General features: G+C 62.4%; 19 protein-coding genes and 1 riboswitch. Of the genes, 14 read left to right on the top strand and 5 right to left on the bottom strand.

The window, feature by feature from the left end:
* Positions 1-69 precede the first annotated feature (69 nt).
* The 3 genes from ABI546_RS14350 (at position 70) to ABI546_RS14340 (ending at position 2,674) form a co-directional block, all read left to right on the top strand.
* Complete coding sequence (locus tag ABI546_RS14350; protein ID WP_348047405.1) at positions 70-1,728, top strand: MFS transporter; 1,659 nt, start codon at positions 70-72, stop codon at positions 1,726-1,728.
* Between the two features lie 108 nt (positions 1,729-1,836).
* Complete coding sequence (locus tag ABI546_RS14345) at positions 1,837-1,995, top strand: hypothetical protein (protein WP_348047403.1); 159 nt, start codon at positions 1,837-1,839, stop codon at positions 1,993-1,995.
* A gap of 214 nt (positions 1,996-2,209) precedes the next feature.
* Positions 2,210-2,674 (top strand): hypothetical protein, encoded by a 465-nt coding sequence (locus tag ABI546_RS14340; protein ID WP_348047401.1) that lies wholly within the window; start codon positions 2,210-2,212, stop codon positions 2,672-2,674.
* 73 nt (positions 2,675-2,747) lie between these two features.
* Here the strand turns inward: ABI546_RS14340 and ABI546_RS14335 are convergent, their stop codons facing one another.
* Complete coding sequence (locus ABI546_RS14335; RefSeq protein WP_348047400.1) at positions 2,748-3,860, bottom strand: ABC transporter substrate-binding protein; 1,113 nt, start codon at positions 3,858-3,860, stop codon at positions 2,748-2,750.
* Between the two features lie 186 nt (positions 3,861-4,046).
* Here ABI546_RS14335 and uvrA point away from each other — a divergent pair, with 186 nt between their 5' ends.
* The 3 genes from uvrA (at position 4,047) to ABI546_RS14320 (ending at position 12,898) form a co-directional block, all read left to right on the top strand.
* Entirely contained in the window at positions 4,047-10,022 is a 5,976-nt protein-coding gene (gene uvrA / locus ABI546_RS14330; RefSeq protein WP_348047399.1) for an excinuclease ABC subunit UvrA, read from the top strand.
* Positions 10,023-10,062: 40 nt separating this feature from the next.
* Positions 10,063-11,577 (top strand): hypothetical protein, encoded by a 1,515-nt coding sequence (locus tag ABI546_RS14325; RefSeq protein ID WP_348047397.1) that lies wholly within the window; start codon positions 10,063-10,065, stop codon positions 11,575-11,577.
* 346 nt (positions 11,578-11,923) lie between these two features.
* Positions 11,924-12,898: a tripartite tricarboxylate transporter substrate binding protein gene (locus tag ABI546_RS14320; protein ID WP_348047396.1), complete on the top strand. Its 975-nt coding sequence runs from the start codon at positions 11,924-11,926 to the stop codon at positions 12,896-12,898.
* Positions 12,899-13,275: 377 nt separating this feature from the next.
* Here the strand turns inward: ABI546_RS14320 and ABI546_RS14315 are convergent, their stop codons facing one another.
* Complete coding sequence (locus ABI546_RS14315; RefSeq protein WP_348047395.1) at positions 13,276-13,878, bottom strand: TetR/AcrR family transcriptional regulator; 603 nt, start codon at positions 13,876-13,878, stop codon at positions 13,276-13,278.
* 106 nt (positions 13,879-13,984) lie between these two features.
* Here ABI546_RS14315 and ABI546_RS14310 point away from each other — a divergent pair, with 106 nt between their 5' ends.
* Positions 13,985-15,229: an MFS transporter gene (locus ABI546_RS14310; RefSeq protein WP_348047393.1), complete on the top strand. Its 1,245-nt coding sequence runs from the start codon at positions 13,985-13,987 to the stop codon at positions 15,227-15,229.
* A gap of 115 nt (positions 15,230-15,344) precedes the next feature.
* Here ABI546_RS14310 and ABI546_RS14305 read toward each other — a convergent pair whose 3' ends face one another.
* Positions 15,345-16,157 (bottom strand): HAD-IIB family hydrolase, encoded by an 813-nt coding sequence (locus tag ABI546_RS14305; RefSeq protein ID WP_348047391.1) that lies wholly within the window; start codon positions 16,155-16,157, stop codon positions 15,345-15,347.
* Between the two features lie 275 nt (positions 16,158-16,432).
* Positions 16,433-16,505, top strand: a riboswitch (S-adenosyl-L-homocysteine riboswitch).
* Between the two features lie 100 nt (positions 16,506-16,605).
* Here ABI546_RS14305 and ahcY point away from each other — a divergent pair.
* The 4 genes from ahcY (at position 16,606) to ABI546_RS14285 (ending at position 20,728) form a co-directional block, all read left to right on the top strand.
* Positions 16,606-18,036: an adenosylhomocysteinase gene (gene ahcY, locus ABI546_RS14300; protein WP_348047389.1), complete on the top strand. Its 1,431-nt coding sequence runs from the start codon at positions 16,606-16,608 to the stop codon at positions 18,034-18,036.
* Positions 18,037-18,193: 157 nt separating this feature from the next.
* On the top strand, positions 18,194-19,234 hold the full coding sequence (locus tag ABI546_RS14295) for a TlyA family RNA methyltransferase (protein WP_348047387.1): 1,041 nt from the start codon (positions 18,194-18,196) through the stop codon (positions 19,232-19,234).
* 28 nt (positions 19,235-19,262) lie between these two features.
* Positions 19,263-20,093, top strand: a complete 831-nt coding sequence (gene metF / locus ABI546_RS14290) for a methylenetetrahydrofolate reductase [NAD(P)H] (RefSeq protein ID WP_348047385.1) — start codon at positions 19,263-19,265, stop codon at positions 20,091-20,093.
* Positions 20,094-20,104: 11 nt separating this feature from the next.
* Complete coding sequence (locus ABI546_RS14285) at positions 20,105-20,728, top strand: septal ring lytic transglycosylase RlpA family protein (protein WP_348047383.1); 624 nt, start codon at positions 20,105-20,107, stop codon at positions 20,726-20,728.
* A gap of 18 nt (positions 20,729-20,746) precedes the next feature.
* Here the strand turns inward: ABI546_RS14285 and ABI546_RS14280 are convergent, their stop codons facing one another.
* Positions 20,747-21,217 (bottom strand): cupin domain-containing protein, encoded by a 471-nt coding sequence (locus ABI546_RS14280; protein WP_348047381.1) that lies wholly within the window; start codon positions 21,215-21,217, stop codon positions 20,747-20,749.
* Between the two features lie 574 nt (positions 21,218-21,791).
* Here ABI546_RS14280 and ABI546_RS14275 point away from each other — a divergent pair.
* Genes ABI546_RS14275 through ABI546_RS14265 form a run of 3 tightly spaced genes read left to right on the top strand, consistent with a single transcriptional unit; the run spans position 21,792 to position 24,983 of the window.
* Entirely contained in the window at positions 21,792-22,448 is a 657-nt protein-coding gene (locus tag ABI546_RS14275) for a GbsR/MarR family transcriptional regulator (protein ID WP_348047379.1), read from the top strand.
* Positions 22,449-22,450: 2 nt separating this feature from the next.
* Positions 22,451-23,959, top strand: coding sequence for a cytochrome ubiquinol oxidase subunit I (locus ABI546_RS14270; RefSeq protein WP_348047377.1), 1,509 nt, complete (start codon positions 22,451-22,453; stop codon positions 23,957-23,959).
* On the top strand, positions 23,952-24,983 hold the full coding sequence (locus ABI546_RS14265; protein WP_348047375.1) for a cytochrome d ubiquinol oxidase subunit II: 1,032 nt from the start codon (positions 23,952-23,954) through the stop codon (positions 24,981-24,983). Before ABI546_RS14270 ends, ABI546_RS14265 begins: the two co-directional genes overlap by 8 nt.
* 253 nt (positions 24,984-25,236) lie before the next feature.
* Here ABI546_RS14265 and ABI546_RS14260 read toward each other — a convergent pair.
* On the bottom strand, positions 25,237-26,984 hold a 1,748-nt coding region (locus ABI546_RS14260; protein WP_348047373.1), incomplete at its 5' end, for a protein kinase.

Below are 26,984 nucleotides of genomic sequence, written 5' to 3'. Positions count from 1 at the left end.
GGTCAGGCAAAAACAAAATAATGGGGGCAGCTTCCATACCGGAAGTCTCATTATTTTGGAGACAACATCATGGCAACAGCCGTCGACAACAGGCCGATGACCGCCGAGCAGAAGAAGGTGATTTTCGCCTCCTCGCTCGGCACCGTATTTGAGTGGTACGACTTCTACCTCTACGGTTCATTGGCCGCCATCATTGCCAAGCAGTTCTTCAGCGGACTGGACTCGGGATCGGCGTTCATTTTTGCGCTGCTCGCGTTCGCTGCCGGTTTCATCGTGCGTCCTTTCGGCGCGCTGGTGTTCGGCCGCCTGGGTGACATGATCGGCCGCAAGTACACCTTCCTGGTCACCATCGTGATCATGGGCTTGTCGACCTTCATCGTGGGCCTCTTGCCAAACTACGCCTCTATTGGTGTCGCCGCTCCGGTGATCCTGATTGCCCTGCGCATGCTGCAAGGCCTGGCGCTCGGCGGTGAATACGGCGGTGCAGCTGTCTATGTGGCCGAGCACTCGCCACAGGGCAAGCGCGGCGCCTACACCTCCTGGATCCAGACCACGGCCACACTGGGCCTGTTCCTGAGCCTGCTGGTCATCCTGGGTGTGCGTACCGCCATGGGCGAAGCCGCTTTCGCCGACTGGGGCTGGCGCATTCCGTTCGTCGTGTCCATCCTGCTGTTGGCCGTGTCGGTCTACATCCGGTTGTCGATGAACGAGTCCCCCGCCTTCCAGAAAATGAAGGCTGAAGGCAAGACCTCCAAGGCACCTCTGTCCGAGTCCTTCGGTCAATGGAAAAACCTGAAGATCGTGATCCTGGCGCTGATCGGCCTGACCGCCGGCCAGGCTGTGGTCTGGTACTCCGGCCAGTTCTACGCACTGTTCTTCCTGACGCAAGCGCTGAAGGTTGACGGCCCAACCGCCAATATCCTGGTGGCTTATTCGCTGATCCTCGGCACCCCATTCTTCGTGATCTTCGGTACGCTGTCCGACAAGATCGGGCGCAAGCCCATCATCATGGCCGGTTGCCTGCTGGCTGTGGTCACCTACTTCCCCGTGTTCACCGCGCTGACCAAAGCCGCCAATCCCGACCTGGCTGCTGCACAAGCCAAGAACAAAGTGGTCGTGACTGCCGATCCAAAAGAATGCTCGTTCCAGTTCAACCCGACGGGTACCGCCAAGTTCACCAGCTCGTGCGACATCGCCAAGCAGGTTCTGGCAGGCGCTTCGGTAAGCTATGAGAACGTCATCGCACCCGCCGGCACCGTGGCCTCCATCAAGATTGGCGAAACCGCCATTCCTAGCTACACGGCAAAAGGCATGAGCGCCGATGACGCCAAGAAGAAGGACGCCGAGTTCAAGAAGCTGGTGGCAGATGACCTGAAGGCCGCCGGCTATCCCACCAAGGCTGACCCCGCCAAGATCGACAAGGTCATGGTCACGGCCATCCTGTTCTACCTGGTGCTGCTTGTGACCATGGTGTACGGCCCGATCGCCGCCATGCTGGTGGAGCTGTTCCCGACCCGTATCCGTTACACCTCGATGAGCCTGCCGTACCACATTGGCAATGGCTGGTTCGGCGGCCTGCTGCCCACCACCGCCTTCGCCATCGTGGCGCAAACCGGCAACATGTACAACGGCCTCTGGTACCCGATCATCATCGCCGGCATGACGCTGGTGATTGGCACCTTGTTTATCAAGGAAACCAAGGACGTGGATATTTACGCAAACGACTGACCGGTCTTCAGGCAGGTGCTGGCCAGTGGCTGCACCTGCCTTCAGGCCTTGTAGAACCGAAGGCCCTCGACATGAATTGCCGGGGGCTTTTTTTTGGGAGAACGAAAGATGTGGAAAATTGTGTTGGGATTTGTCGTCATTGCCGGACTCGCCTTGTTTTTGTTGAACAAGGGCGGCGACATTGACTTGAGTGGCGAAAAGCATGGCGCCTTATCGCCGTTCTCGCCCGCCGTGGCAGGGACATTAGCGATGAGCTCGCATGGTTGAGTGTCTGGCTCGGATTTGGTGGCGTGAGGGACGGGATGGAAGCGCATTGGCGTGCAGGACATGGCCGCAAGATGCCCAAAAGAGGTGCATTGGTGATAAAAATGGGGTAAATTGAAATGGCGGGGACAAAAATAACGCATACAGCGTCTCTGCCAAACAAGAACCAAGAACCGCAACTGGCGGCACCCCTCGCGCATTTAATGGAGAGCAGCCGATGATTTACACCAAGACGGAGTTAGGCCAGACCGCCGTACAAAACCGCACCGTCGCACTGACCCCCCGGCAGCGTTCTGCCTTCATCATGTTTGACGGCAAACGCAGCATGGAAGACGTGGTCAAGGCAACCTCGGGTTTTGGCGTTACCGCAGAAGACATCCATCACCTGATTTCGCTGGGCCTGCTGGCACCTGCCGCAGTACAAGCACCTGCCGAACCTCTTCCCGAGGTGTCTGCGCAAAATGCCGATGGCAGCCCTACGCTGAGCGCACAGGAACACTATTCAAAGGCTTACCCTATCGCGACGCGCCTCACCGCAGCCCTGGGGCTTCGGGGTTTCAGGCTCAATTTGGCGGTTGAAGCAGCGGGTGACATCGACAAGCTCAAGGAGCTGGCACCCAAGATCAAGGAAGCCGTCGGCCCTGAAAAATTCAAGGAGCTGGAGCAGGCGCTGTACCTCTGATACGCGTGGCGCCGCCCATGAAAATGCCCGGACATGCCGGGCATTTTTGTGTGCGGATTCGCGTGGCGCCAGGCTAGCGCTTGAATTTTCCGTCAGTGCCGATGATGGACAGGTCGGCAAAGTCCAGGCCTGTGTGGTCCTCGGGGCTGTAGCTGACCTCCAGCCCGCCGATGTCGAGCTTGCGCAGGCCTTCGAGCGCAGCCTGCAGCTTTTCGCGCGTGGGTTTGGCGCCGGCTCGGCGCAGGCCTTCCACCAGCACCTTGGCTGCGGCAAAACCTTCCAGCATGGCGGGGCTCACGTCGGCTTGTCCCTTGGCCTTGGCCAGCTCCTGTGCTTCCTTTACCATCGGGAAGGCGATGGAGCGTTCGTAGGGAAACACCTGCGTGACGATCACGCCGCGGGCGTTGTCGCCCAGGCTTTTCACAAAACCGCCCGAGGCGTTGTTGGACAGCGTGACGATCTGTGCGGTGGAGCCTGCCGCGCGGAGGGCCTTGATGCCATCGACCACGGCCTGCCCCGAAGCCACCATGATGACGGCCTGCGCGTTGGATTGGTAGACCTTGGGTGCGATCGGTCCGAAGTCGGGCTTGCTGCGGTCGAATTTTTCGAGCACGGCGGGCTGCAGTTTGGCGGTTGCCAGCCCTTTTTGCGCGCCCATGACGCCGTCGGCACCGAAGCTGTCGTCGGCATAAATGATGCCGACCCGGGTGATGCCCATGGAGCTGAGGTGGGTGACCGCCTTTTCGGCTTCGCGCTGGTAGGTGGCACGCACGTTGAATACATACTTCTTGACGGGCTGGTGCAGCACCATGGCGCCGGTGGACGGGCCTATCAGCGGCACGCTGTTTTTGTCGAGCAAGGGGACGATGGCCTCGGTGTGCGGTGTGCCGCGTGTGAGAAACAGGGCCACTACGTTCTGCTCCTCAATCAACTTGCGGGCGTTTTCCACCGCGAGCTTGGGCTCGAACTTGTCGTCGAGCGAAATCAGCTCGATCTTTTGCCCGCCCAGCCCGCCCTTGGCATTGACGGCATCGATGTAGAGCTTGGCGCCGTCCGTGGTTTCCTTGACGCCGGCGCCGACGGGGCCGGTAAAGCCTGCGGTTTGTCCGACCAGGATTTGTGCCGGGGTTGCCTGAGCGATTGCGGCCATGGCGATGGCAGCGAACCACCTGCTGAACTTCTTCATGTATGACTCCTTAGCAGATACGTGACCTCAAGTTGAGCACGAAAGCGTCGAAATTGCGATCAGGAAAACCAGAACCCGCCCTAATTGCCGCAGGTAAAAGCGTGCAAAAAGGCCATTAATCCCTACGCCCTGCACAGCCGGGAGGTCTGTCTAGAATGTTTGACCTCTTCAGGAAAGACTGCACTCATGTCCCAGGGAATCATCCGCATTCGCGGAGCGCGCCAGCACAACCTTAAAAACCTCGACCTGGATATCCGCACCGGTGAAATGACGGTGGTGACCGGCCCCAGCGGCTCGGGTAAATCCTCGCTGGTGTTCGACACGCTGTTTGCCGAAGGCCAGCGCCGCTATGTGGAAACGTTCTCCGCGTACGCGCGCCAGTTCCTGGACCGCATGGACAAGCCGGCCGTCGACAAGGTGGAAGGCGTGCCGCCCGCCATCGCGATCGACCAGACCAACCCGGTGCGCAGTTCGCGCTCCACCGTGGGCACCATGACGGAGCTCAACGACCACCTGAAGCTGCTCTACGCGCGCGCCGCGCAGCTCTTTGACAAGCAGACCGCCCAGAGCGTGAGGCACGACACGCCTGAATCAATCTACGCCGAGCTGATGGCGCGCACGAAAGAGGGCGACCCGCGCGTTGTGCTGACCTTCCCGGTTGAGTTGCCAGGTAACACCAGTGCCGAGCAGGTCGAGCAGTGGCTGTCCGTCAGCGGTTTCACGCGCGTGCATGCACAGCGCGACGTGGCCACGCCGGCCGGGCCGCATAAATTGCTGGATGTGGTGGCAGACCGCTTTCGCACCCACGCGGTGGAAAAAGCCCGAGTGATGGACGCCATCGAGACGGCGCTCAAACGCGGCGGACGGCTCAATATCTATGTGCAGCATGCGGAAGGCGAGAGCGCAGGGCCGTCCCAAGCCGAGCAAGCCCCCCCGGGGGGCAGCGCATTACACGAAGTGAAAAGCGTGGAGGCCAGCAAGACTCATGGACAGCCCGATGTGATGTGGCGCTTCTCGACGGGACTTCATTGCCCTGACAGCGACCTGCGCTACACCAACCCAACCCCTTCGCTGTTCTCCTTCAACTCGGCCATGGGTGCCTGCGAAACCTGCCGCGGCTTTGGCCGCGTCATCGGCGTCGACTACGGGCTGGTGATTCCGAACGACAAACTCACTCTGCGCGCTGGCGCCATCAAAACCATCCAGACCCCGGCCTGGAAAGAAGCGCAGGACGACCTGATGCGCCACGCGGAGGCAGCAGGCGTCCCGCGCGACACGCCCTGGTACAAACTCACGCCCGAGCAGCAGGGCTGGGTCATCAACGGTACGCCGGGCTACAAAGATGGCAGCTGGAAGAAGCAGTGGTACGGCATCAAGCGCTTCTTTGAGTACCTTGAAAGCAAGGCCTACAAGATGCACATCCGTGTGCTGCTGTCCAAGTACCGCAGCTACACACCCTGTGAAACCTGCGGAGGCGCGCGGCTGAAGCTCGAGTCGCTGCTGTGGCGCCTGGGATCCAAAGAGGCCGCCGATGCGGTGCTGCCGCCCAGCCAGCGCTTCATGCCGGTGGGTGTTCACTGGAGTCGTGAGCAGCTCGAAGCCCTGCCGGGCCTGGCGCTGCACGACCTGATGCGCCTGCCCATCGAGAGGCTGCAACAGTTTTTCGGTGGCCTTTCGCTCGACGTGATGGGCGATACCGCCGCCGAAACCAGCGAGAAGCAGGCGCTCAAGTCCCTCTTTGAAGAGATCCGAACGCGCGTGAAATACCTCTGCGACGTTGGCATTGGCTACCTCACGCTGGACCGGCAAAGCCGCACGCTCTCGGGCGGCGAGGTGCAGCGTATCAACCTCACCACCGCGCTGGGCACCTCGCTGGTCAACACATTGTTTGTGCTCGACGAGCCTTCCATCGGCCTGCACCCGCGCGACATGAACCGCATCACCCAGGCCATGCACCGCCTGCGCGACGCCGGCAACACGCTGGTGGTGGTAGAACACGACCCGGCCGTCATGCTGGCAGCCGACCGCATGATCGACATGGGCCCAGGCCCGGGCGAGAAGGGCGGCCAGATCGTGTTTGACGGCACGCCCGAAGATTTGAAGCATGCCGACACGCTGACCGGTGCCTACCTCGGCTCGCGCAAGCAGGTGGGCATGGGCATCAAGCGCGCCGTCACCGACAGCACGCCGCGCCTCATCCTTGAAGGCGCGCGCGACCACAACCTGAAGAACCTCACGGTTGATTTCCCGCTGCAGCGGCTGGTGGTGGTGACGGGTGTCAGCGGCTCGGGCAAGTCCACGCTGATGCAGGACATCCTCGCGCCCGCACTGCTGCGCCAGTTCGGCAAGGCGACCGAAACACCGGGCCTGCACGACCGTCTCATGGGCGCCGACCACCTGACCGACGTGGTGTTTGTTGACCAGTCGCCCATCGGCAAGACGGCACGCTCCAACCCTGCCAGCTATGTGGGAGCGTGGGACGCGGTGCGTGACCTCTTCGCGCTGTCTCCGCTGGCCAAACAGCGCAGCTACACCGCCACCAAGTTCAGCTTTAACAACGGCGACGGACGCTGTCCGACCTGCGGCGGCTCAGGCTTCGAGCACGTCGAGATGCAGTTCCTCTCCGACGTCTACCTGCGCTGCCCCGACTGCGACGGCAAGCGCTACCGCGCCGAGATACTTGAAGTGACGATTGAGCGCAAGGCCATCGGCGACCTCAAGCCGCGGCTGCTTAATGTGTCCGACGTGCTGAACCTTACGGTCAGCGAGGCGATCACGCTCTTTGCGCAAGACCGCGAAGTAGTGCGTGCGCTGCAGCCCATTGTGGACGTGGGACTGGAATACGTGAAGCTGGGCCAGCCTGTGCCCACGCTCTCGGGCGGCGAGGCGCAGCGGCTCAAGCTGGCAGGCTTTCTGGCCAATGCGTCAAAAACCACCAGCGCCAGCAAGCAGGCGCTGGCGCTTCGGCAGCCTGGCCGCGGCACGCTGTTTTTGTTTGACGAGCCGACCACCGGTCTGCACTTTGACGACATCGCCAAGCTGATGCGCGCGTTGCGCAAGCTGCTCGAAGCCGGCCACTCGTTGATCGTTATCGAGCACAACCTGGATGTGATCCGCTCGGCCGACTGGCTGATCGACCTCGGCCCCGAAGGCGGCGAAGCCGGCGGCCTGCTGGTGGCCCAGGGCACGCCCGAAGAGGTGCGCCAGCACCCGACCTCACACACCGCACTTGCGCTGCGTGACTACGAGCAGGCCATGGGCAAGGTGCACGGCGTTGAAGAGTCGCGCCCCAAGGTCTGGGCCACGCGGCCGGCGTTTTCCAACCTGATCCAGATCGTCAACGCCAAAGAGAACAATCTCAAGAGTCTGTCCGTCGACATTCCGCGCGGCAAGTTCAATGTGGTGACCGGCGTGTCGGGTTCGGGCAAGTCCACGCTGGCCTTTGACATCCTGTTCAACGAAGGGCAGCGGCGTTACCTTGAATCGCTCAATGCCTATGCGCGCAGCATCGTGCAGCCTGCGGGCCGGCCTGAGGTCGATGCGGTCTATGGCATTCCGCCCACCGTGGCGATTGAACAGCGCCTCTCGCGCGGGGGGCGCAAATCCACCGTGGGAACGACGACTGAGGTCTGGCATTTCCTGCGCCTCTTGTACGTGAAACTCGGCATCCAGCATTGCACCAAAGACGGCGCAGCCGTGATGCCGCAAAGCCCCGAGAGCATTGCGGCGCAGCTGATCAAAACCTACCGCGGCCAGCACATCGGCCTCTTGGCCCCGCTGGTGATTGCCCGCAAGGGCGTCTACACCGAGTTGGCCGACTGGGCGCGCCCGCGCGGCTACACGCACTTGCGCATCGACGGCGAGTTTTTGCCGACCACCGGCTTTCCGCGAATAGACCGCTTCAAGGAGCACACGGTCGAGCTGCCGATTGCCGACATTCATGTATCGCCCGACAACGAGGCCGCGCTGCGTGCCGCGTTGGCGACGGCACTGGAGCACGGCAAGGGCGTGGTCCATGTGCTGGCCCCGCTTGACGGCCTGCGTGGTGCGATGATGGCCGGCGCCAGCGCGAAAAACATCGGCAAGCTGATCGCCTTTTCAACCAAGCGCGCCTGCCCGATTTGCGCCACCTCCTATGCCGAGCTGGACCCGCGCCTCTTCAGCTACAACAGCAAGCATGGCTGGTGTCCCGACTGCGTGGGCACGGGCGTCAAGCTCACCAAAGAGCAGCGCAAGGTGTTCGACGACTCGGTGATGGACGACGACAACAAGGGCCGCGAGCAAAGCTTTGCCGAGCCCGATGTGGAAGACGTGGCCGGCACCGCCTGCCCGACCTGCGAAGGCACACGGCTCAATGCCAAAGCCCGTGCCGTGAAGTTCGCCGGCGTCGGCATTGCCGACATCGCGGCGCTGTCAGTCACTGACGTGCGGCGCTGGGTTGAAAAACTCGCGCTGCTGGGCCGCGAAGCCGGCATCGCGCGTGACCTGATCCCTGAGATCAAGAGCCGCCTCGAGTTCCTCGAGGACGTGGGCCTGGGCTACCTGACGCTGGACCGCGGCGCGCCCACGCTGTCGGGCGGCGAGGCGCAGCGCATCCGCCTGGCGGCGCAGTTGGGCTCCAACCTGCAGGGCGTTTGCTACGTGCTGGACGAACCCACGATTGGCCTGCATCCCCGTGACAACCAGATTTTGCTGAGCGCGCTGGGCAAGCTCAGCGACCGCGGCAACACGCTGGTGGTGGTCGAGCATGACGAAGACACAATTCGCCGCGCAGACAACATCATCGACATCGGCCCCGGTGCGGGCAAACGCGGCGGCACGCTGGTCGCGCAGGGCACGGCGGCGCAGCTGTCGGCGGTGCCGGAATCGCTGACGGGCCGCTACCTGGCGAACCCGCTGATCCATCCGCTGCAAGTGCGGCGCGAAACCCGCAAGGGCGCTGCGCCTGCTGCCGTAGTGAAAGAAGCGCCCGTCGACGTGAACGCCAAACCGGTGAGCAAGCAGAAGGCGGCCACGCTTAAAGCCGCGGCCTTGAAAGCCGCAGCCGCCAGCGCCAGCGCGCTGCACAATGCGGCGCCCGCATCCGCAGGGCCCTTCACCTCCTGGCTCACCGTGGTCAATGCCGACCTGCACAACCTCAAGGGCGTGTCGGTCACCGTGCCGCTGTACCGCCTGGTGGCGGTGACGGGCGTGTCGGGTTCGGGCAAGTCAACGTTGGCGCGCGACGTGCTGCTGACCAATGTGCATGCGGGCGTCATGCAGCGTTCAACCAAGGCTGGGCGCGATGCCGACGACAAAGGCAATAACCCCGACTGGACCGGCTGCGAACGCATTGAAGGCTATGCGGCGGTAGACCGCGTGCTGGAAGTCGACCAGACGCCCATCGGCAAAACGCCGCGCTCTTGCCCTGCCACTTACATCGGCTTCTGGGACACGATACGCAAGCTCTTCGCCGACACGCTGGAAGCCCGCGCGCGCGGCTACAGCGCCGGGCGTTTTTCGTTCAACACCGGCGAAGGCCGCTGCCCGACCTGCGAAGGCGCGGGCGTGCGCACCATCGGCATGAGCTTCTTGCCCGACGTGAAGGTGCTGTGCGAAACCTGCCATGGCGCGCGCTTCAACCCTGAAACGCAGGCCGTGACCTGGCGCGGCAAAAACATCGGCGACGTGCTGAAGATGGAAGTTGACGAGGCGGTGGACTTCTTTTCCTCCATGCCCAATATCAGCCACCCGCTGCAGCTGCTGAAAGACGTGGGGCTGGGCTACCTCACGCTGGGCCAGCCGTCACCCACGCTTTCGGGCGGCGAGGCGCAGCGCATCAAGCTGGTGACCGAACTGAGCAAGGTGCGCGACGACATCACGCGCCGCGGCCAGAAGGCGCCGCACACGCTCTATGTGCTGGACGAGCCCACAGTGGGCCTGCACATGGCCGACGTCGAAAAGCTGATCCACGTGCTGCACCGCCTGGTCAACGGTGGCCACAGCGTGGTGGTGATCGAACACGACCTGGACGTGATCGCCGAAGCCGACTGGGTGATTGACCTGGGGCCTGACGGCGGCAACGCAGGTGGGCGTGTGGTGGCCTCGGCCCCACCGGAAGCGGTCGTGAAGCTGGGCACGCACACTGGCAACGCCTTGAGAAGTGTGCTTGCACGGGCTTGAGGCCGGCTAGACTTGGCGCTGCGGATAAGAGGAAATTCCAATGGTTTTGTTGTACCTCGTATTTGCTCTTGTGGCCTTCCTGTGTGCGCTGGCGATCACGCCGATGGCATTCGACTGGTTTGTTGCAAGAGACCCGGAGGTTGCGCAGAAAAAACTGGCGACCATGAGCCTGGCTGAAAAGTCGACCACGGCTGTAATGGGGTTTGGCGGACTTTTCATCGCCATCTTCCTGGGACTTTCACTCTTATCCATCCTTGCTTCCTCCGCAATGCAGTTATATGCGGCCTGGTGGGAAACTCCGCAGCTGCAAAAAGGCTACCGGCAATCCATTTTCGCCGTCGTCAAACCTGCCTGCCAGAACAACCTTGACGGACTGAAAGTCGGCCTGCAGTCAAGCTATGGCGCTGAAGTATTAGAGCCTGCGCTTGCCTGTGCGATTTTTGCGCAGGACGGCGAAATGACGAGGGTGCTTGCTGACGCCATGGCCGAAGGAAACTGCAAGGTGTTTGGCATAGTGCTGGCCACCCATTCTGATAGCCTGATTCGGCCGGTGATCGCCGGCAACACGCGTTTCCAGAAATGTGTTCAGTCAGGTACCGATCCTGTGTGGTGGTTCAAGTCGATGCGCAGCATGAGCGCCTGGGTTGGCCTGTCAGGGCAGCGCAAGCAGTGGCAGTTTGACGACCCTTTGCAGCGCGAAGCCATGCGGACCCACATGGCGGAGCTTTTCCGGACCACGCAAATCCCCGATGGTCTGTATCAAATCCCAGTGGTGGCCTTGGACTGGAAGCTACCGCCTGAGGCTGAACAGAAAAGACAGATAAGGCAGCTGCTGGATCTCGGCCTGCCCATGACTCAACCTGGCGGATTTGAAGGCGACACCCTGAGACTTGCGGTGATGCTGAACTCTGTGGTCCTGTTTGACGAAGCTTTGGCGGATGGAGTGCGCATGGATCAGCCAGTTGCACAGTGGAGTGCGGATGTGGCGCGCACATGGTCTTCCGGTGAAGGCTCGCCGGCCGGATGGGCTCCCAATGGCATGCCGCCTGCTGTCTGGCGATCGCTGAAATATGCCTATCCGGATCGCTGGTTGACGCCGGGGCGTGTTCCTGTCTGGGATGGAGTCAGGATTTTCGATGAAGCCAGCGAGCAGCGGTTTGGTGTGGTGTTATCAACGACAGGGCCGCAAGTTGTGTCTGGCACTGGCTTGATTTCAGGCGGGGACCTGCAATGGAGCGACTACGCCGGCAACACGCTGGGACATGGGGTGCGGTCCGATGATGACCGGTTATTGCGGCTGCTGGTGAACAACGGCCTGCCTTGGGCTTTTGCCGATTTGAACGGTCTTGGGCCTTTCGCCAATTCCCGTGACCTCAGCGATGCGGTGCTGGATTTGCTGAAACGTATGCCCCGCGCACGATTGCTTGAGCTGGCCTGCCCGAAGCGGGTTGATAATTCTCCTGGCCAACCGCTGGGCCCGCTGTCACTTGCAAATGGCAACCGCGCCTTGTATCAGTTGCTGCATCAACGAGGATTTGATAAATGCACCGCGTGAACATGAGGTCCGTGCAGGGAAATAGGTACACCCCTATCGAGGGTCACTGCGTGTAGCCTCTTTTCCCTTCCAGGGGCGGCGCCTGCGGCCCGGCGAAGCCAGTTCCGCGGCACCAGCTGGAACTGGGCGTTGTTGTTGCTGGGGCCCGGTTTTGTTGTATTGTTGCTATTAATTTGGTAGCTGCTTGCGCTCGTCATTAAAGGGCTGCAGCCCTAAAAGGCTTGAAAACATAAAAGAACAGGCTGACACCGACGCGACAGGCTTTCAGGTGTTGCCCTGATGCGGTGGCAGCCTGCAGCACGCATGATGTGTGCTTCGAGCCCACATTCAAAATCAGGAGACCCCCATGCAACGCCGCCCCCTACTGCAGACTGCCGCAGCCTTGGCTATTTCCCTTGCCGGTGCGTGGGGTGCGCTGGCCCATGCGCAAAACTTCCCGGTCAAACCCGTCAAGCTGGTCATCGCCTTTCCGGCCGGCGGGCCGACCGACATCACCATGCGTTCGCTGGCCGACAACGCCTCAAAGATCCTGGGCCAGGTGGTGATTGTGGAAAACAAACCCGGCGCGGGTGGCACCCTGCCGGCCCAGCAGCTGCAAAGCGCGCAAGCCGACGGCTACACGCTGGCGCAGATTCCGCTGGGCGTTTTCCGGCTCGGCTACACCACCAAGATCAACTGGGACCCGGTCAAGGACATCAGCTACGTCATTAACGTGACCGGCTACGCCTTCGGCATCGTGGTGCCAGCCGACAGCCCGTTCAAGACCTGGGCCGACTTTGTCGCCTATGCCAAGGCCAACCCCGGCAAGCTGACCTACGGCTCGACCGGCACGCTCACCAGCCCGCACCTGACGACCGAGCTCATCGCGCAAAAGGCCGGCATCGAGCTGCAGCATGTGCCCTACAAAGGCAGTGCCGACCTGACGCTGGCGCTGATCAGCGGGCAGCTGATGGCGGGGGCCGACAGCACCGGTTTTGCGCCGCAGGTGGAGGCGGGCAAGCTGCGCGTGCTCAACACCTGGGGCGAAAAGCGGCTCGACAAATTCCCGAATGCGCCCACGCTGAAAGAGCTGGGTTATGACATCGTGCAGAACTCGCCATTTGGCATTGGCGCGCCCAAAGGTACGCCGCCCGAGGTCGTCAAGCGCCTGCACGACGCGTTCAAGAAAGCCATGGAAGAGCCCAGCTACGTGGCCGCGCTGGCCCGCTACGACATGCTGCCTAACTACATGAGTTCCGCGCAGTACACGCAGTTCGCGCAGGAGACGGTGCTGCGAGAAAAAGTGCTGATAGGCAAACTGGGGCTAGCTAAACCCAACTGAATCGGGCACAACGGTTGCAACCGTTCGGGCTGAGGTGAGGTATCGAGGTCGTTCCTTTTTTCCGGTTGTTTGGAAGGCGGCTTCGATATCTCAGCCCGAATGGACTATGCGTGTTCCACGCGACGGACGCAGTTCAAGCAAAACACGCGAACTCCGTGCCGTGTGGCCAGCTCAAGCTGAACGGCACTTAAAACGCGAGCCAGAGCTCGTCAGTCAACATGCCACCCTACTGTTCAGGCTGAGTTATCGAAGTGGAGCTCAATCTCACCCAGTCCGGGATGAGGTGTCAAATGGGAGCTCGATCTCAAACCCGTTCGGGCTGAGGTATCGAAGCCTTCCGGTTTTTCCGGCCGTGTTTGAAAAACGGCTTCGATACCTCAGCCCGAACGGGGGGTGGTTGCTGTGGATTTATCGGCAGGACCGGCCAGCATAAACAGCTCGTCGGCTAGCTGGTTTGCCAGAGCCGGCTTCACGCCAGCGCCAAAAATCAGGCGGTAAATGATGGGCGCCATCATGTGGTCGAGCACCTGCTGCACGGTGGGGGTGGCTTCGCCGCGGGCCTGGGCCCGGTTCACCAGCACCGTGGCTTCGTTGCGGCGGTTTTTGAGGCAGTTGGTCTCTTCTGACCCGGCCAGCGCGGCGGCTGCCTTCAGCATCGAGGCATTGCCCGGCTTGTTGAGGTGAAGGATCAGCTCTTTGGCCCAGGCCGTGAGTTCGGCTTTCAGGTCGCCTGTCTCGGGCAGGGGGCGGTTCGGGTCCAGCCGCTGGGTGGCGGTTTCACCCAGCAGGCCGTTCACATCGCCCCAGCGCCGGTAAATGCTGGAGGCGCTGACGCCGGCACGTTCGGCCACAGCCGGCACGGTGACCTTGTCACGGCCTTCCTGGGCAATCAGTTCTTCCAGCGCCTTGCGCACCACGGTTTGCACCTGGGCGCTGCGGCCGCCGGGGCGCTTGTTCTGGGGTGTTTGTGGAGTGATCATTAGGACCAACTTTAACCTAAAAGCAATGATCTTTGCGTTAATTTTTAAATCGGCGTAGAATTCGCAAACGCAAATAAATTCGCTTTAAGAAAGTCGAGCGTTTCCCATGACCGCACCCACCGCCCCCTCATTGCCACCGCAGTCTTCCGCCACGGCCGCCCGCTGGCAGTTGCCGCCCGCAGCCGCCTTTCCGTTGCTGGCGATCCTCTTGTTCGCATTTTTTGTGGCGGGCAGTGCGCCGTCGCCGCTGTTTGTCGTGTTCCAGGAGCAGTGGGGCTTTTCGCCGGCACTGCTGACGGTGGCGTTTGCGATTTACGCGATTGCGCTGCTGGCCTCGCTGCTGGTGGCCGGCTCGCTGTCTGACCACATCGGCCGCCGCCCCGTGGTGTTTACCGCCTTGCTGCTGCAGGCCGGCGCGATGCTGACCTTTTTGCTGGCCGAAAGCATCAATGGCATCATCGCCGCACGCATCGTGCAGGGCATTGCCACCGGCATGGTCAGCGGTGCGCTGACGGCCGCAGTGGTCGAGGCGGCCCCGGCCGCGCAAAAACGCCTGGGCGCGATGATCGGCAGCGTCTCGCCGCTGGCCGGCCTGGCGGTTGGTGCGTTGCTCACCGGCATCGCTGTCAAGTTCGCGCTGCACCCGGTGCCGCTGGTGTTCGGCGTGCTGGCCGCCATCTGTGTCGTGGGTGCGGTCGCCACGCTCTTCCTGCCCGAAAGCGCCACGCCGCGCCCCGGCGCGCTGGCTTCGCTGATACCGCGCATTTCCATACCCGTGCAGGCACGTGCTGAATTCGTGCGCGGCGTGCCAACGATGCTGGCTGTTTGGTCGCTCGCGGGCCTGTACCTGTCGCTGGTGCCGTCGGTGCTGCAGCAAATCTTCGGCATCCACGACGGCATCGTCAACGGCCTGGCGATTGCCACCTTCTTCGGTCTGGGCGCTGCTTCGCCGACGCTGCTGCGAAGCCTGTCGCCCGTGCGCATGAGCGCCATCGGCATGAGCTTGCTGGCCGTGGGCGCTGGCCTGGTGGTGCTGTCGCTGGCGGCGCATTCCGTCGCGCTGTTCTTTGTGGGCACGGCGCTGGCCGGCTTCGGCGGCGGCTCGGCTTTTTCGGCCCAAGTGCAAACACTCGCGCCGCTGGCGCAGCCGCATCAGCGGGCAGAGCTCTTTGCTGCGCTGTACGCTACCAGCTATCTGGCCTTCAGCGTGCCCGCCATGCTGGCCGGCCGTTTGATTGCGCCGCTGGGCCTGCCGGCCACGGTAGAGGGTTATGCCGCGCTGGTGTTGGCAGTGGCCGCCCTCGGCGCCTGGCTGCGCTGGTCGTCGGTGCGCCGCACAAAATGTTGCTAACCCCTGCTGACGCTCACTTCGTGTAGCGTCCCCTCCCCTTCAGGGGACGATGCCTGCGGCCGGGCAAAGCCCGATCCGCGGCACCCGCTGAATTAACGGAGGGCAGCTGCGGTGGTTAATCCAGTAGAGCACGGGCCATTTCGGTAAAACCTGCGCCGCGCTCGCCACGTGTCACGTAGCGCGGCAGGTGCGCCAGCTGCGGCACAAAACGCGCGATGTTGGCCACGCCTACGCTGTTGGCAAAGGTCTTGAACATCAGCTGGTCGTTGGTGGAGTCGCCCACGTAGACCCAGCGATCCATCTCGGCGTCCAGGTCGCGCTGCCAGAGCTGGCGAACAATCCAGCGCGCACCTTCCAGCTTGTTGTGGCTGCCGTACCAGCCGTTGATGTGGATGCTGCTCACGGTGGCGTGCATCCCCTCGCTTTTCATCAACGCCACCACGGCGGCGATTTGCGTGTTGCTCAGCTGCGTGAACTCGCTGTGGTCAATCGCGATGTCGGTTTCGCGGCCTGGCGAGTCGGTGGCGCGATGCGCGCCGGGAATTTCGCGTTCAATGCGCGTCAGCACGGCCTGCATGCGGGCGAAGTTGGCGCTGCGGGTGGCTATGTCCTGTTGATACAGTTTTGATAGCGGCTTGCGCACGTCATGTGCGGGCTGCAGGCCTTTTTCGTGTTCAGACAGCAGTGCTACCGCGCCGTTTTCCGCCACGATGGCATCCACCGGCCAGCTCGCCGCGAAAGGCTCGCTCCAGCCGACCGGCCGTCCGGTGATCGCGACCACCTTGAGCCCGGCTGCCTTCAATTCACCCAAGGCTTGCAGCGCATCGGGGGTAATTGCCCCGTCGGTGGTCAGTGTGTCGTCGATGTCGGTGAAGACGCCGGTGACGAGGTGACGTTCTGTAACGGGCCAGCGCTGAAGTTCTTGCATGGTGAAATTTTCGCACTGAATGTTGCCCCCACGGTCGTTCACTGCGTGTAACTCCCTGCCCCCCCGAGGGGGCCGCCCGCCTGCGGTCTGGCAAAGCCAGTCCCGCGGCTCATGCTAGGTTGAGAGTTCGTTGGGCGCGACCAGCGAGGGTCGGGGGCCGAGGGTCCGGCTTTGCCGGCCCCAGGCGCCGCCCCCTTAGGGGGAAGCAGGCTACACGCAGTGAGCCTGAACGGGGGTGGGTCGATTTATCCGGACGGGGGTGGGTATAATGTTTCGTTCCTGAGGAGCGTTGCAAGCCACATCACGTGGACCAGGCTCAGGACTTCATTGCAACCACGCTCACCCGCATGTGCTTTCAAGCCGGGTGAATGACTGAATTCCCCCGTCCCCCTGAAGGCCTTGCCCGTGGCGATTTTGCCCAGTTGACGTTTGAAATTTGGAGAACCGTATGAGCGCCGTCCTGAAACCTTCCACCGACCACATCATTGCCGACATCTCGCTTGCCGCCTGGGGCCGTAAAGAGCTGAACATCGCGCAAACCGAAATGCCCGGCCTGATGGCCATCCGCGAAGAATTCGCCAAGGCCCAGCCGCTGAAAGGCGCGCGCATCACCGGATCGCTGCACATGACGATCCAGACCGGCGTGCTGATCGAAACCCTGCAAGCCCTGGGCGCTGACGTGCGCTGGGCTTCGTGCAACATCTTCTCGACCCAAGACCACGCCGCCGCTGCAATCGCCGCCGCCGGGACGCCGGTGTTCGCCATCAAGGGCGAAACCCTGGCCGACTACTGGGACTACACCCACCGCATCTTCGAATTCAGCGGCGCCAAGGGCACGCCTGAAGAAGGCCCCAACATGATCCTGGACGACGGCGGCGACGCAACGCTGCTGATGCACCTGGGCACCAAGGCCGAAAAAGACGCCAGCCTCATTTCCAAGCCCACCAGCGAAGAAGAAATCTGCCTGTTCAACTCGATCAAGGCCAAGCTCGCGCAAGACCCGACCTGGTACAGCCGCCGCCTGAAGAACATCCTTGGCGTGACCGAAGAAACCACCACCGGCGTGCTGCGCCTCAATGAAATGTCGGCCAAGGGCACGCTGGCCCTGCGCGCCATCAACGTGAACGATTCCGTCACCAAGTCCAAGTTCGACAACCTCTACGGCTGCCGCGAATCCCTGGTCGACGCCATCAAGCGCGCCACCGACGTGATGGTGGCCGGCAAGGTCGCACTCGTGGCCGGCTACGGCGACGTGGGCAAGGGCTCTGCACAAGCCTTGCGTGCGCTGTCCGCTCAAGTCTGGGTCACCGAGATCGACCCGATCAACGCCCTGCAGGCCGCGATGGAAGGCTACAAGGTTGTGACCATGGAATACGCTGCCGACAAGGCCGATATTTTTGTGTCCGCCACCGGCAACAAGAACGTCATCACCTACAAGCACATGGCCGCGATGAAAGACCAGGCCATCGTCTGCAACATCGGCCACTTCGACAACGAAATCGACGTTGCCGCCCTTGAGAAATGCACCTGGGAAGAGATCAAGCCGCAAGTCGACCACGTGATCTTCCCGGACGGCAAGCGCATCATCCTGCTGGCCAAGGGCCGCCTCGTTAACCTCGGCTGCGGCACCGGCCACCCGAGCTTCGTGATGTCGTCCAGCTTTGCCAACCAGACCATTGCGCAGATCGAACTGTTCACCAAGCAGGCCGACTATGAAGTGGGCAAGGTTTACGTGTTGCCCAAGCACCTCGACGAGAAGGTCGCGCGTTTGCACCTGAAGAAGGTGGGCGCTGTGCTGACCGAACTGAGCGACGAGCAGGCGGCGTACATCGGCGTTTCCAAAGCCGGCCCGTACAAAGCCAATACCTACCGCTATTGATTTTTCGTGGCTACTGCGCGACCCGATAGCGGCGTTGCGGCTCCCGATCAGGCAATCCTCATGCACCTCAAGTGCATTCCGGTTGCCTGGCACCCGCGCCTTGCTTTCGGGCCGCTCGCTACGCCCTTGACGCCGTCGCCAGACGGAGAAACGACCCATGCGCGCTGACCTATTCCTCGTCGAAAACGGCCATGCCGCCACCCGCTCCCAGGCCCAGCGCCTCATCGGGGCGGGCGTGCAGTGGCGTCCTGAAGCCGACGCTGCCTGGAAAAAGGTGGCGAAGAACGGCGACGAGATTCCGGACGGCGCCGAATTGCAGCTGCTGGACACGACAGAAGCCAAGTACATCTCGCGTGGCGGGCTCAAGCTCGAAGGCGCGCTCAAGGCCACCGGCCTGAAGATTGCCGGCCTGCGCTGCCTTGACGTGGGCCAGTCCACCGGTGGTTTTACCGACTGCCTGCTGCAGCACGGCGCCGCACAGGTGGTGGGTGTCGACGTGGGCCATGGACAACTGCACCCCAGCTTGCGCGATGACCCGCGTGTCGTATGCATCGAAGGCGTCAATGCCCGTTCCATGACGGCGGCCGACCTGATGGCCGGACATTCGGGTGACTCCAGCGACATGGATTTTTCGGATGACTTCGATGGCGAAGATGGCGAAGAAGAGGGTGATGAAACCCCGTCTATCGAAGCCGGCTTTGACTTCCTGACGGGTGACCTGTCTTTCATCTCGCTGACGCTGGTGCTGCCCGCAGTGGTGCGTTTGCTCAAGCCCGGCGGCGACTTGCTGATGCTGGTCAAGCCGCAGTTTGAGTTGCAGCCAGGCCAGATCGGCAAGGGCGGCATCGTGCGTGACGCCGCACATTTTGAATTTGTGGAAAAGCGCTTGCGCGATGCCTGCGCGGCGCTGGGGCTTGAAGTGAAGGCCTGGCTGGAGTCGTCAATTGAAGGCGGCGACGGCAACCGTGAATTTTTTATCCAGGCTGTCAAAGGTGATGACGTGGCCGGCGAAGACCAACCGCTGCCGTCCGCTCCTCAGCGCAAAGTTACAAAGCGTGTGCCTCGCAGCGAGATGCGCGCGGCCCGTGCGCCGCACGAAGACTCCGAACTCGCGCACGCCGGTCAACCTGGCCCTGCGCGTGGCAAGCGGCGCGACAAGAAAACCGATAACGACCATAGCGTCGATAGTGACGAATAACGACGAATAACGACGAGCGAGATACGAGATGAACCTGCCCCTCAGCTTTGAATTTTTTCCGCCCAAGACACCTGAAGGCGCCGAGAAGCTGCGCGTTGCGCGCCAGGCCCTGTACACGCACAAGCCCGAGTTCTGCTCGGTCACCTTTGGCGCGGGCGGCTCCACGCAGGACGGCACCTTCGGCACGGTGAGTGAAATCCTGGCCGAAGGCGTGGCCGCGGCCTGCCATTTTTCATGCGTGGGTGCCACCAAGGCCACCGTGCGCCAGCAGCTCACCACCTTGCAGATCATGGGCGTGAAGCGCCTGGTCGCCCTGCGCGGTGACTTGCCCAGCGGCTATGGCGCGGGCGGCGAGTTTCAGTACGCCAGCGACCTGGTGGCTTTTATCCGCGCTGAAACCGGCGACGCTTTCCACATCGAGGTGGCCGCCTACCCGGAGATCCATCCCCAGGCCAGATCGGCCGATGCCGACCTGCAGGCCTTTGTGCAAAAGGTCAAGGCCGGCGCCAACTCGGCCATCACGCAGTATTTTTTCAACGCCGACGCCTATTTCCGTTTTGTCGATGACGCGCAGGCGCTGGGTGTGGACGTGCCCATCGTGCCCGGCATCATGCCCATCACCAGTTCCACCCAGCTCATGCGTTTCAGCGACGCCTGCGGCGCCGAGATCCCGCGCTGGATCCGCCTGCGCCTGCAGGGCTTTGGCGACGACACCGCGTCCATCAAGAGCTTTGGCCTGGACGTGATCACTGGTTTGTGCGAACAGCTCTATGCGGCTGGCGTGCCCGGCATCCATTTCTACACAATGAACCAGGCCGCAGCGACGACCGAAATCATCCGGCGGCTGCAGCGCGCCTGAGGCGCTACCTCATGCCGCACAGGTGGGTCCGGGCGACCGTCAACCTCAGCGCCGCGGCACTGCTGGTTTTGGTGGCAGCCTGTAGCACCGCACCGACGGCACCGCCCGGCCGAGGTGGTGCTGCAACGCCGTCGAAGCCGGCCAGCCCCGCAGCGCCATCAACCACCCCTGGTGCAGCGACTGACGAGGTGCCACCGGCCCTGGCGCCCGACGTGGCATCCCGCCCGCAACTGCTGGCCGGTGAAGTGCCGCGCGAATTCCAGCGTGGCCAGGCATCCTGGTATGGGCCGCGTTTTAACGGCCGGCGCACCGCAAGCGGTGAACGCTTTGACATGCAGGAACTCACGGCTGCGCACCGCACGCTGCCGTTCGGCACCCTGGTGCGCGTGCACAGCCTGGTCAATGGCCGCGATGTGGATGTACGCGTCACCGACCGCGGCCCCTACAGCGGCAACCGCATCATCGACCTGAGCCGCGCCGCCGCCGAAGAGCTCGGCATGCTGGGCATGGGGCTGAAGGAAGTCGTGCTGCTCGTGCCCGAGTCCACACCTGAGGTCGCCACTACGCCGGCACCGGCGACCAGGAAGCGCCCGCCTGCAAGGCGGCGCTCAGCGCCAGCTCGCACCCCTCGCTGACGGCCAGGGGCGCGTCGCTCAGTTCACAAAGGTCACGTCGTCCCTGGCCTGTGGCGGGATCTTGATGGCAAGCGCCTTGACGGGCCCGCTGGTCACCAAGGTACCGCCGTGTGCCGTGCCCTTGGGGATGATGATCAGCGTGCCCGGTTTGAACTCCTTGCGCTCGCCGCCCAGCCACATGGCGCCACTGCCTTCGATGATGTACTGGATCTCGTCGGTTTTGGGGTGAATGTGTTTTGCCACGTTGCCGGACTGAATGCCGATGGTGGCGTTGTCGGTGATGACCAGCCCCCTGGCGTTCATTTCGGGGTTGGGGGTGGCAGGAATGTCGCCATGCTTGAGCGCCGCGAGGTCAATCGTCGCCGGCGCCAGCGGCACAGCCTGCGCATGCGCATCGGGCAAGGCGTGCCGGGCCAGCGGTGACAACGCGATTCCGGCCACAAAGGCCAGGGTGACGGCAAAGCCAAGAACGGTGGTGGAGTGGCGCATGGAATCCTTTTGGAGGTGCTGTTGTGGAACGAGCGGGTCAGTAGCCCACCTTGCGCCCGGCTTGCCAGTAGCGGTGATCCGACTAGGTGGCCGACTTTTTCGCACCGCAGATTCAGCGGCGCACCCTGCGGTGCAGACAAGCCAGTGGACCTGAGTTGCTGGCTTGGTTCGTAATCTAATTGCTATCTATTTGATAGCTGTTTGCGCCCGTTGGTATTGGGCTGGAGGCAAATTTGATGCGTAAAAAGGGGCCATGAACTGCTTTTAAAGCTCGGTTTCAGGCCGGTGGGTAACGATTTGGGTGCTACCGCCTCATTTTTTTAGATAAAAACAGCCGATAGCCCATGATCAGCTTGCGCGAGCAGCTATGAATTTAATAGCAAACCGACGATGACGACCCGGAGGTCCAACTGCCGCTCACGCTCCGGTGCCTGCGGGATATGCATTGTTCCAGGCCTGCAAGCGCACACCCGACTGGTTTAGAGGGGTAATCACATTGCCAGCGCAAATCGAAGAAATTTATTAGAATTTCAGTAATTCCTGAAAATTCAATAAATCAAAAATACCCTGCGCCATGAACCTTGCCCCCTTAACCCAGCGCTTTGTCCTCCATTTCGGCGAAATGGGCAGCCGTTGGGGCATTAACCGGACTGTTGGGCAGATTTATGCCTTGCTGTATGTTTCGCCGCGGCCCCTGAATGCCGATGAAATCGGCGAAGCGCTGGCTTTTTCGCGCTCCAACGTGAGCATGGGGCTGAAAGAATTGCAGTCGTGGAATTTGGTGCGGTTGCAGCACCTGCCGAATGACCGGCGCGAGTATTTCAGTGCACCGGAAGACGTCTGGGCCATCTTTCGCACGCTGGCCGAGGAACGCCGCAAGCGTGAAATCGACCCGACGCTGTCGATGCTGCGCGATGCGTTGATGGAGCACCCCGCCAACCAGGACGACATCCATGCCCAGGCGCGCATGAAGCAGATGCACGATTTGATCGAGCTGATGACCGGATGGCTGGCCGACGTGCAGAAGATGGACTCGGCCACGTTGATGAGCCTCATGAAGATGGGCGCCAAGGTGCAAAAGCTGTTGGAGATGAAGGGCAAGGTCACCAGCACCGTGAAGGCTGGTTTGACAGGGCGCACCGCATCCAGCAAAGTGGCGGAGAAGCCTTCCGTTGAGCTTCCCGGCCCCGCAGCACCCGCTGCCAACCTTCCCGACGAAAACAGGAGTTGATGATGGACGGACTAGACGCATTCCTGTTGGCCCGCATTCAGTTCGCGGCCAACATCACCTTCCACATCCTCTTTCCAACGATCAGCATTTCGCTGGGCTGGGTGCTGCTGTATTTCAAGCTGCGCTTCGTCAAAAGCAAAGACCAGTTCTGGATGGACGCCTACCAGTTCTGGGTGAAGATTTTCGCGCTGACCTTTGCGCTCGGTGTGGTCAGCGGCATCACCATGAGCTTTCAGTTCGGCACCAACTGGCCGGGCTATATGCAGAAGGTGGGCAACATCGCCGGGCCGCTGCTGGCCTATGAAGTGCTGACGGCCTTCTTCCTCGAAGCCACGATGCTGGGTGTGATGCTGTTTGCACGCGAGCGCGTGAGCGAGACCATGCACACCGTCGCCACACTGCTGGTGGCAGGCGGCACCACACTGTCGGCTTTCTGGATATTGGCGCTCAACTCGTGGATGCAGACGCCGGCGGGCTTTGAAATGATCAACGGCCAGGCGCATGTGACGAGCTGGTTCGAGGTGATCTTCAACCCGTCTTTTCCTTATCGCCTCACGCACATGCTGCTGGCGTCGGGACTCACGGTGGCGTTTCTGGTGGCGGGTATTTCTGCCTACCGCTGGCTGCGTGACGACCGCAGTGCGGAAGTCATCGCCAGCCTGAAGACCGGCATCTACATGGCAGCGATGCTGATTCCGCTGCAAATCATCGCGGGCGACTTGCACGGCCTCAATACGATGGAGCACCAGCCGGCCAAGCTGGCAGCGATGGAGGGCATCTGGAAAACCGAACAAGGCGTGCCCGCAATTTTGTTCGCCTTGCCGGACGAAAAGGCCAAGGCCAACCGCTACGAGATCGCAATTCCCAAGCTGGCCTCGCTGTACCTCACGCATTCGCTGGACGGTGAGGTCAAGGGCCTCGACCAGTTCGAAGGCAAGCACCCGCCCGTGGCACCAGTGTTCTGGGCCTTTCGCATCATGGTGGGTGTGGGCGTGCTGATGCTGCTGGTCAGCTGGGCCAGCGTGCTGCAGCTTGCCCCCTGGAGAAAAAAAGCCCCCACGCTCCCCGCTTCGCGTGGGTCACTGCCCCCCGAGGGGGCTAGTCTTGCTCGGGGCGGCCCTTCGCGGCGACTGGCCCCGTCTGGCGAGCTCACGGTGTGGCACGCACGGGTGCTGGTGGCCATGACGTTCGCGGGCTGGATTGCGCTTGTCGCTGGCTGGTACGTGACTGAAATCGGCCGGCAACCGTGGCTGGTCACCGGCGTACTCACTGCGGCCGAAGCGGCCTCGAAAGTGCCGGCCCCGCGCATCGCGCTCACGCTGACGCTGTATCTCACGCTCTACCTGGCGCTGATCGTCGCGTATATCTCGGTGGTGTTCTACCTGGCGCGGCACCGCACTCACGCCGACCAACCTTTCGGCGCGGGCATGGAGGACACGCTCAACCCGGTGAACTACCCCAACCAGGAAGCCAACCGCAACGTCAAACCTGCCGGAGAAACCCATGCTTGAACTTGCCCCTGACCTGACGCAGGCCGCCGGCTGGATGCCGATTGTTTTTCTGGTGGTGATGGGCCTGGCCATGCTGGCCTATGTGATCCTGGACGGCTACGACCTGGGCGTTGGGGTGCTCATGCACCGCGCCGGCGACGAAGACAAGGACACCATGATTGCCAGCATTGGGCCTTTTTGGGACGCCAACGAAACCTGGCTGGTGCTGGGCGTTGGCATTTTGCTCACGGTGTTCCCGCTGGCGCACGGCGTCATTCTGGGCGCGCTGTATCTGCCGGTGGCGATGATGCTGATCGGCCTGACCTTGCGCGGCGTGGCGTTTGACTTCCGGGTGAAGGCCCGGGCCGCGCTCAAGCCGCTCTGGAACCGCGCCTTCTTCGCCGGGTCGCTGATCGCCAGCTGGTCGCAAGGCTATATGCTGGGTTCGCTCATTACCGGTTTTGCCTCGACCTGGTGGACGATTGTGTTCAACGCGGTCATTGGCGCCGCGCTGGTCGCGGCCTACTGCCTGCTCGGTGCGGGCTGGCTCATCATTAAATCCGAGGGCGCGCTGCAGCTGCACGCGGTGCGCTGGGCCAAGCGCAGCCTGCTGTTCACCGTGCTTGGCATTGGCGCCATCTCCATCGCGACACCGCTGGTGAGCCAGAGCATTTTCGACAAATGGTTTTCGTTTCCGAACATCGTGCTGCTGCTGCCGATCCCGGCTGCCACGGCCGTGCTCTTCGGCGTGATCTTTCGCAGCCTGCAGCGCCTGCCGGTGCGGCTGGCGCAGGGCAATGAATACGGCGCCTGGGTGCCCTTTGGTGCGACGGTGGGTGTGTTCTTGCTGGCGTTTTACGGCCTGGCCTACAGCCTCTTCCCGTGGCTGGTGATCGACAAGCTGACGATCTGGCAGTCGGCGAGCGCGCCCGAGGCCATGGGCGTGATCTTGGTCGGTGCGCTGGTGGTGTTGCCGATGATCATTGGCTACACGGTATTCGCCTACCGCGTGTTTTGGGGCAAGAGCACTGCATTGAAGTATTGACCCCCACGCTGGATGTGGCCCCCACGGCCGCGCACTTCGTGTCGCTTCCTGCCCCCCGGGGCCGCCCCGCCTGCGGCCCGGCAAAGCCGGTTCCGCGGCTCGGACTGGCTTGGGTCGGCTCCCTTCGCATCGCCTTGGGTGGCTATTGGGCTTTCCGTGCCAGCGGGGCCGTGGAACCGGCTTTGCCGGGCCACAGGCGCCGCCCCCAAAAGGGGGAACGGGCTACACGCAGTGAGCCCGGAAGGGGGGCGTTCTACAGGCTGATCTCCGGGGCTGGCGCTATGGCCTCCAAATCCAGCAAAAAGGCTTCTGCCGACTCGTAGCGGTGCTCGGGGTTTTTGGCCATCAGTTTGTTGACGACGCCTTGCAGTTCCGCATGCACCGCCGGCAGGGCGGGGGTGTCGGCGTTCAGGTGTTTGGCCAGCAGCAGCTCCAGCGACTCGGCAATGTAGGGCCGGCGGTTTGCCAGCATTTCAAACAGCATGACGCCCAGGCTGTACAGATCTGACTGAGCCGTCACTTTGCGGCCTGTGGCTTGCTCGGGGCTCATGTAATAGGGCGTTCCCACGACGTCGCCGTGGTGGGTTTGGGTCAGGCCCATGCTGGGGGCTTGCAGCATGGACTTGGCAATGCCGAAGTCGGCCAATGCCACGCTGCCGTCGGCGCGCAGCATGACGTTTTCAGGTTTGATGTCGCGGTGAACAATGCCGTGCGCGTGAATTGCTGCCAGCGCGTGAGCAATCTCGCGTGCCACCGTCAGCGCCTGCGAACGGGCCAGGTTGGGTCCGAACAGCCCACGCAAGTCACCGCGCTCGAAATATTCCATCGCGATGTACGCATGCTCGTCGGTAAAACCCTGGTCGTAAATCCTGATCACATGCGGGTGGTCGATCTTGCAGAGCAGGGCGTACTCCTGGATGAACCGCACGAGATGCTCCGACGCTTCCTTGCCGCGTGAATCCAGCACTTTCAGCACAATCGGCAGCCCGTCGGATTCGCGCTCGCTCAGGTAGACCTCGGTCATGCCGCCTGCGCCGATCTTGCGTGTGATGCGGTAGCCCTTGAGTCGGACCGGCTCGGCGCTGGCGTCAAAGCGCAGGTCTTTCAGCGCCGAGAGCTTGGCATCCAGCGCGCCCTTCACGGCGCGCGCGGTGATGTCGGAATTGGCACGAACGGCGTCGCTGATTTCGCTGGCGCGCTCTGTCAGGCTGGCCATGCCGTGGATCTTGTCGTCCATGGTGGTGACGAGCCCGGTGACCTCGGCCACGCCAATGGCCAGGTTGCGACCGGTCAATGACAGCGAGGTGTGTATGCCGGTCTGGATGCCGGTGCCGGCCTGGCTCAGTGCGTGTTCGCTGGCCATGACCGTCCAGCCTTTTTCCTCGGTGGCGTTTTCAAGCCGTGCGGCCAGCGTCACGGTGTCGCCCACGGCGGTGAGCTCCTTGGTCTGCTGCGTGCCGAGCTGGCACAGCGTGACGGCGCCGCTGTGGATGCCGATGCCCATGGCAAAGGGTGGCAGGGCGCGGCCGCCAAATCGTTGTTCCAGCCAGTCGCGAAATTCGTGCGTGGCCAGCGCCATGGCCAGCGCTGCGGAAATGGCGCGCCGCGCGGCCGGCAACGGTGAGCCGTTGGGCGTGTCGACAAACACCGCCATCAGCCCGTCGCCGACAAACTTGATGTGCCGGCCGCTGTTTTTCAGCACGGGTTCCGAGCTTCTCTCGAAGTATTCGGTCAGCAACTGCGAGACTTCCGCCGCATTGAGTTTTTCAGCCAGCGAAGTGAAATTGCGGATGCTGGCCACCAGCACAGTGGCGTTGGGCAGCTCTTCGGTCGCCGCGCTGGCGGGAATATCCACCGGCATGGTGTCGGGGCGGCTGCCGCTGATGCGGCTGGCAAACGCCGCACGCAAGCGCTCTTCGCCGGCGGCCACACCGGAGTCAATGGCTTCGCGCACCCGCGCTTTTTTCTTTAGTTGCGCGTTGACGGCGTCCAGCAGTTCGG

The sequence above is a fragment of the Polaromonas sp. genome (assembly GCF_039932935.1).
Lineage (GTDB): Bacteria > Pseudomonadota > Gammaproteobacteria > Burkholderiales > Burkholderiaceae_C > Polaromonas.
The sequence above is the reverse complement of the archived record's forward strand: the minus strand, read 5'-3'. Positions and strand labels throughout refer to the sequence as shown.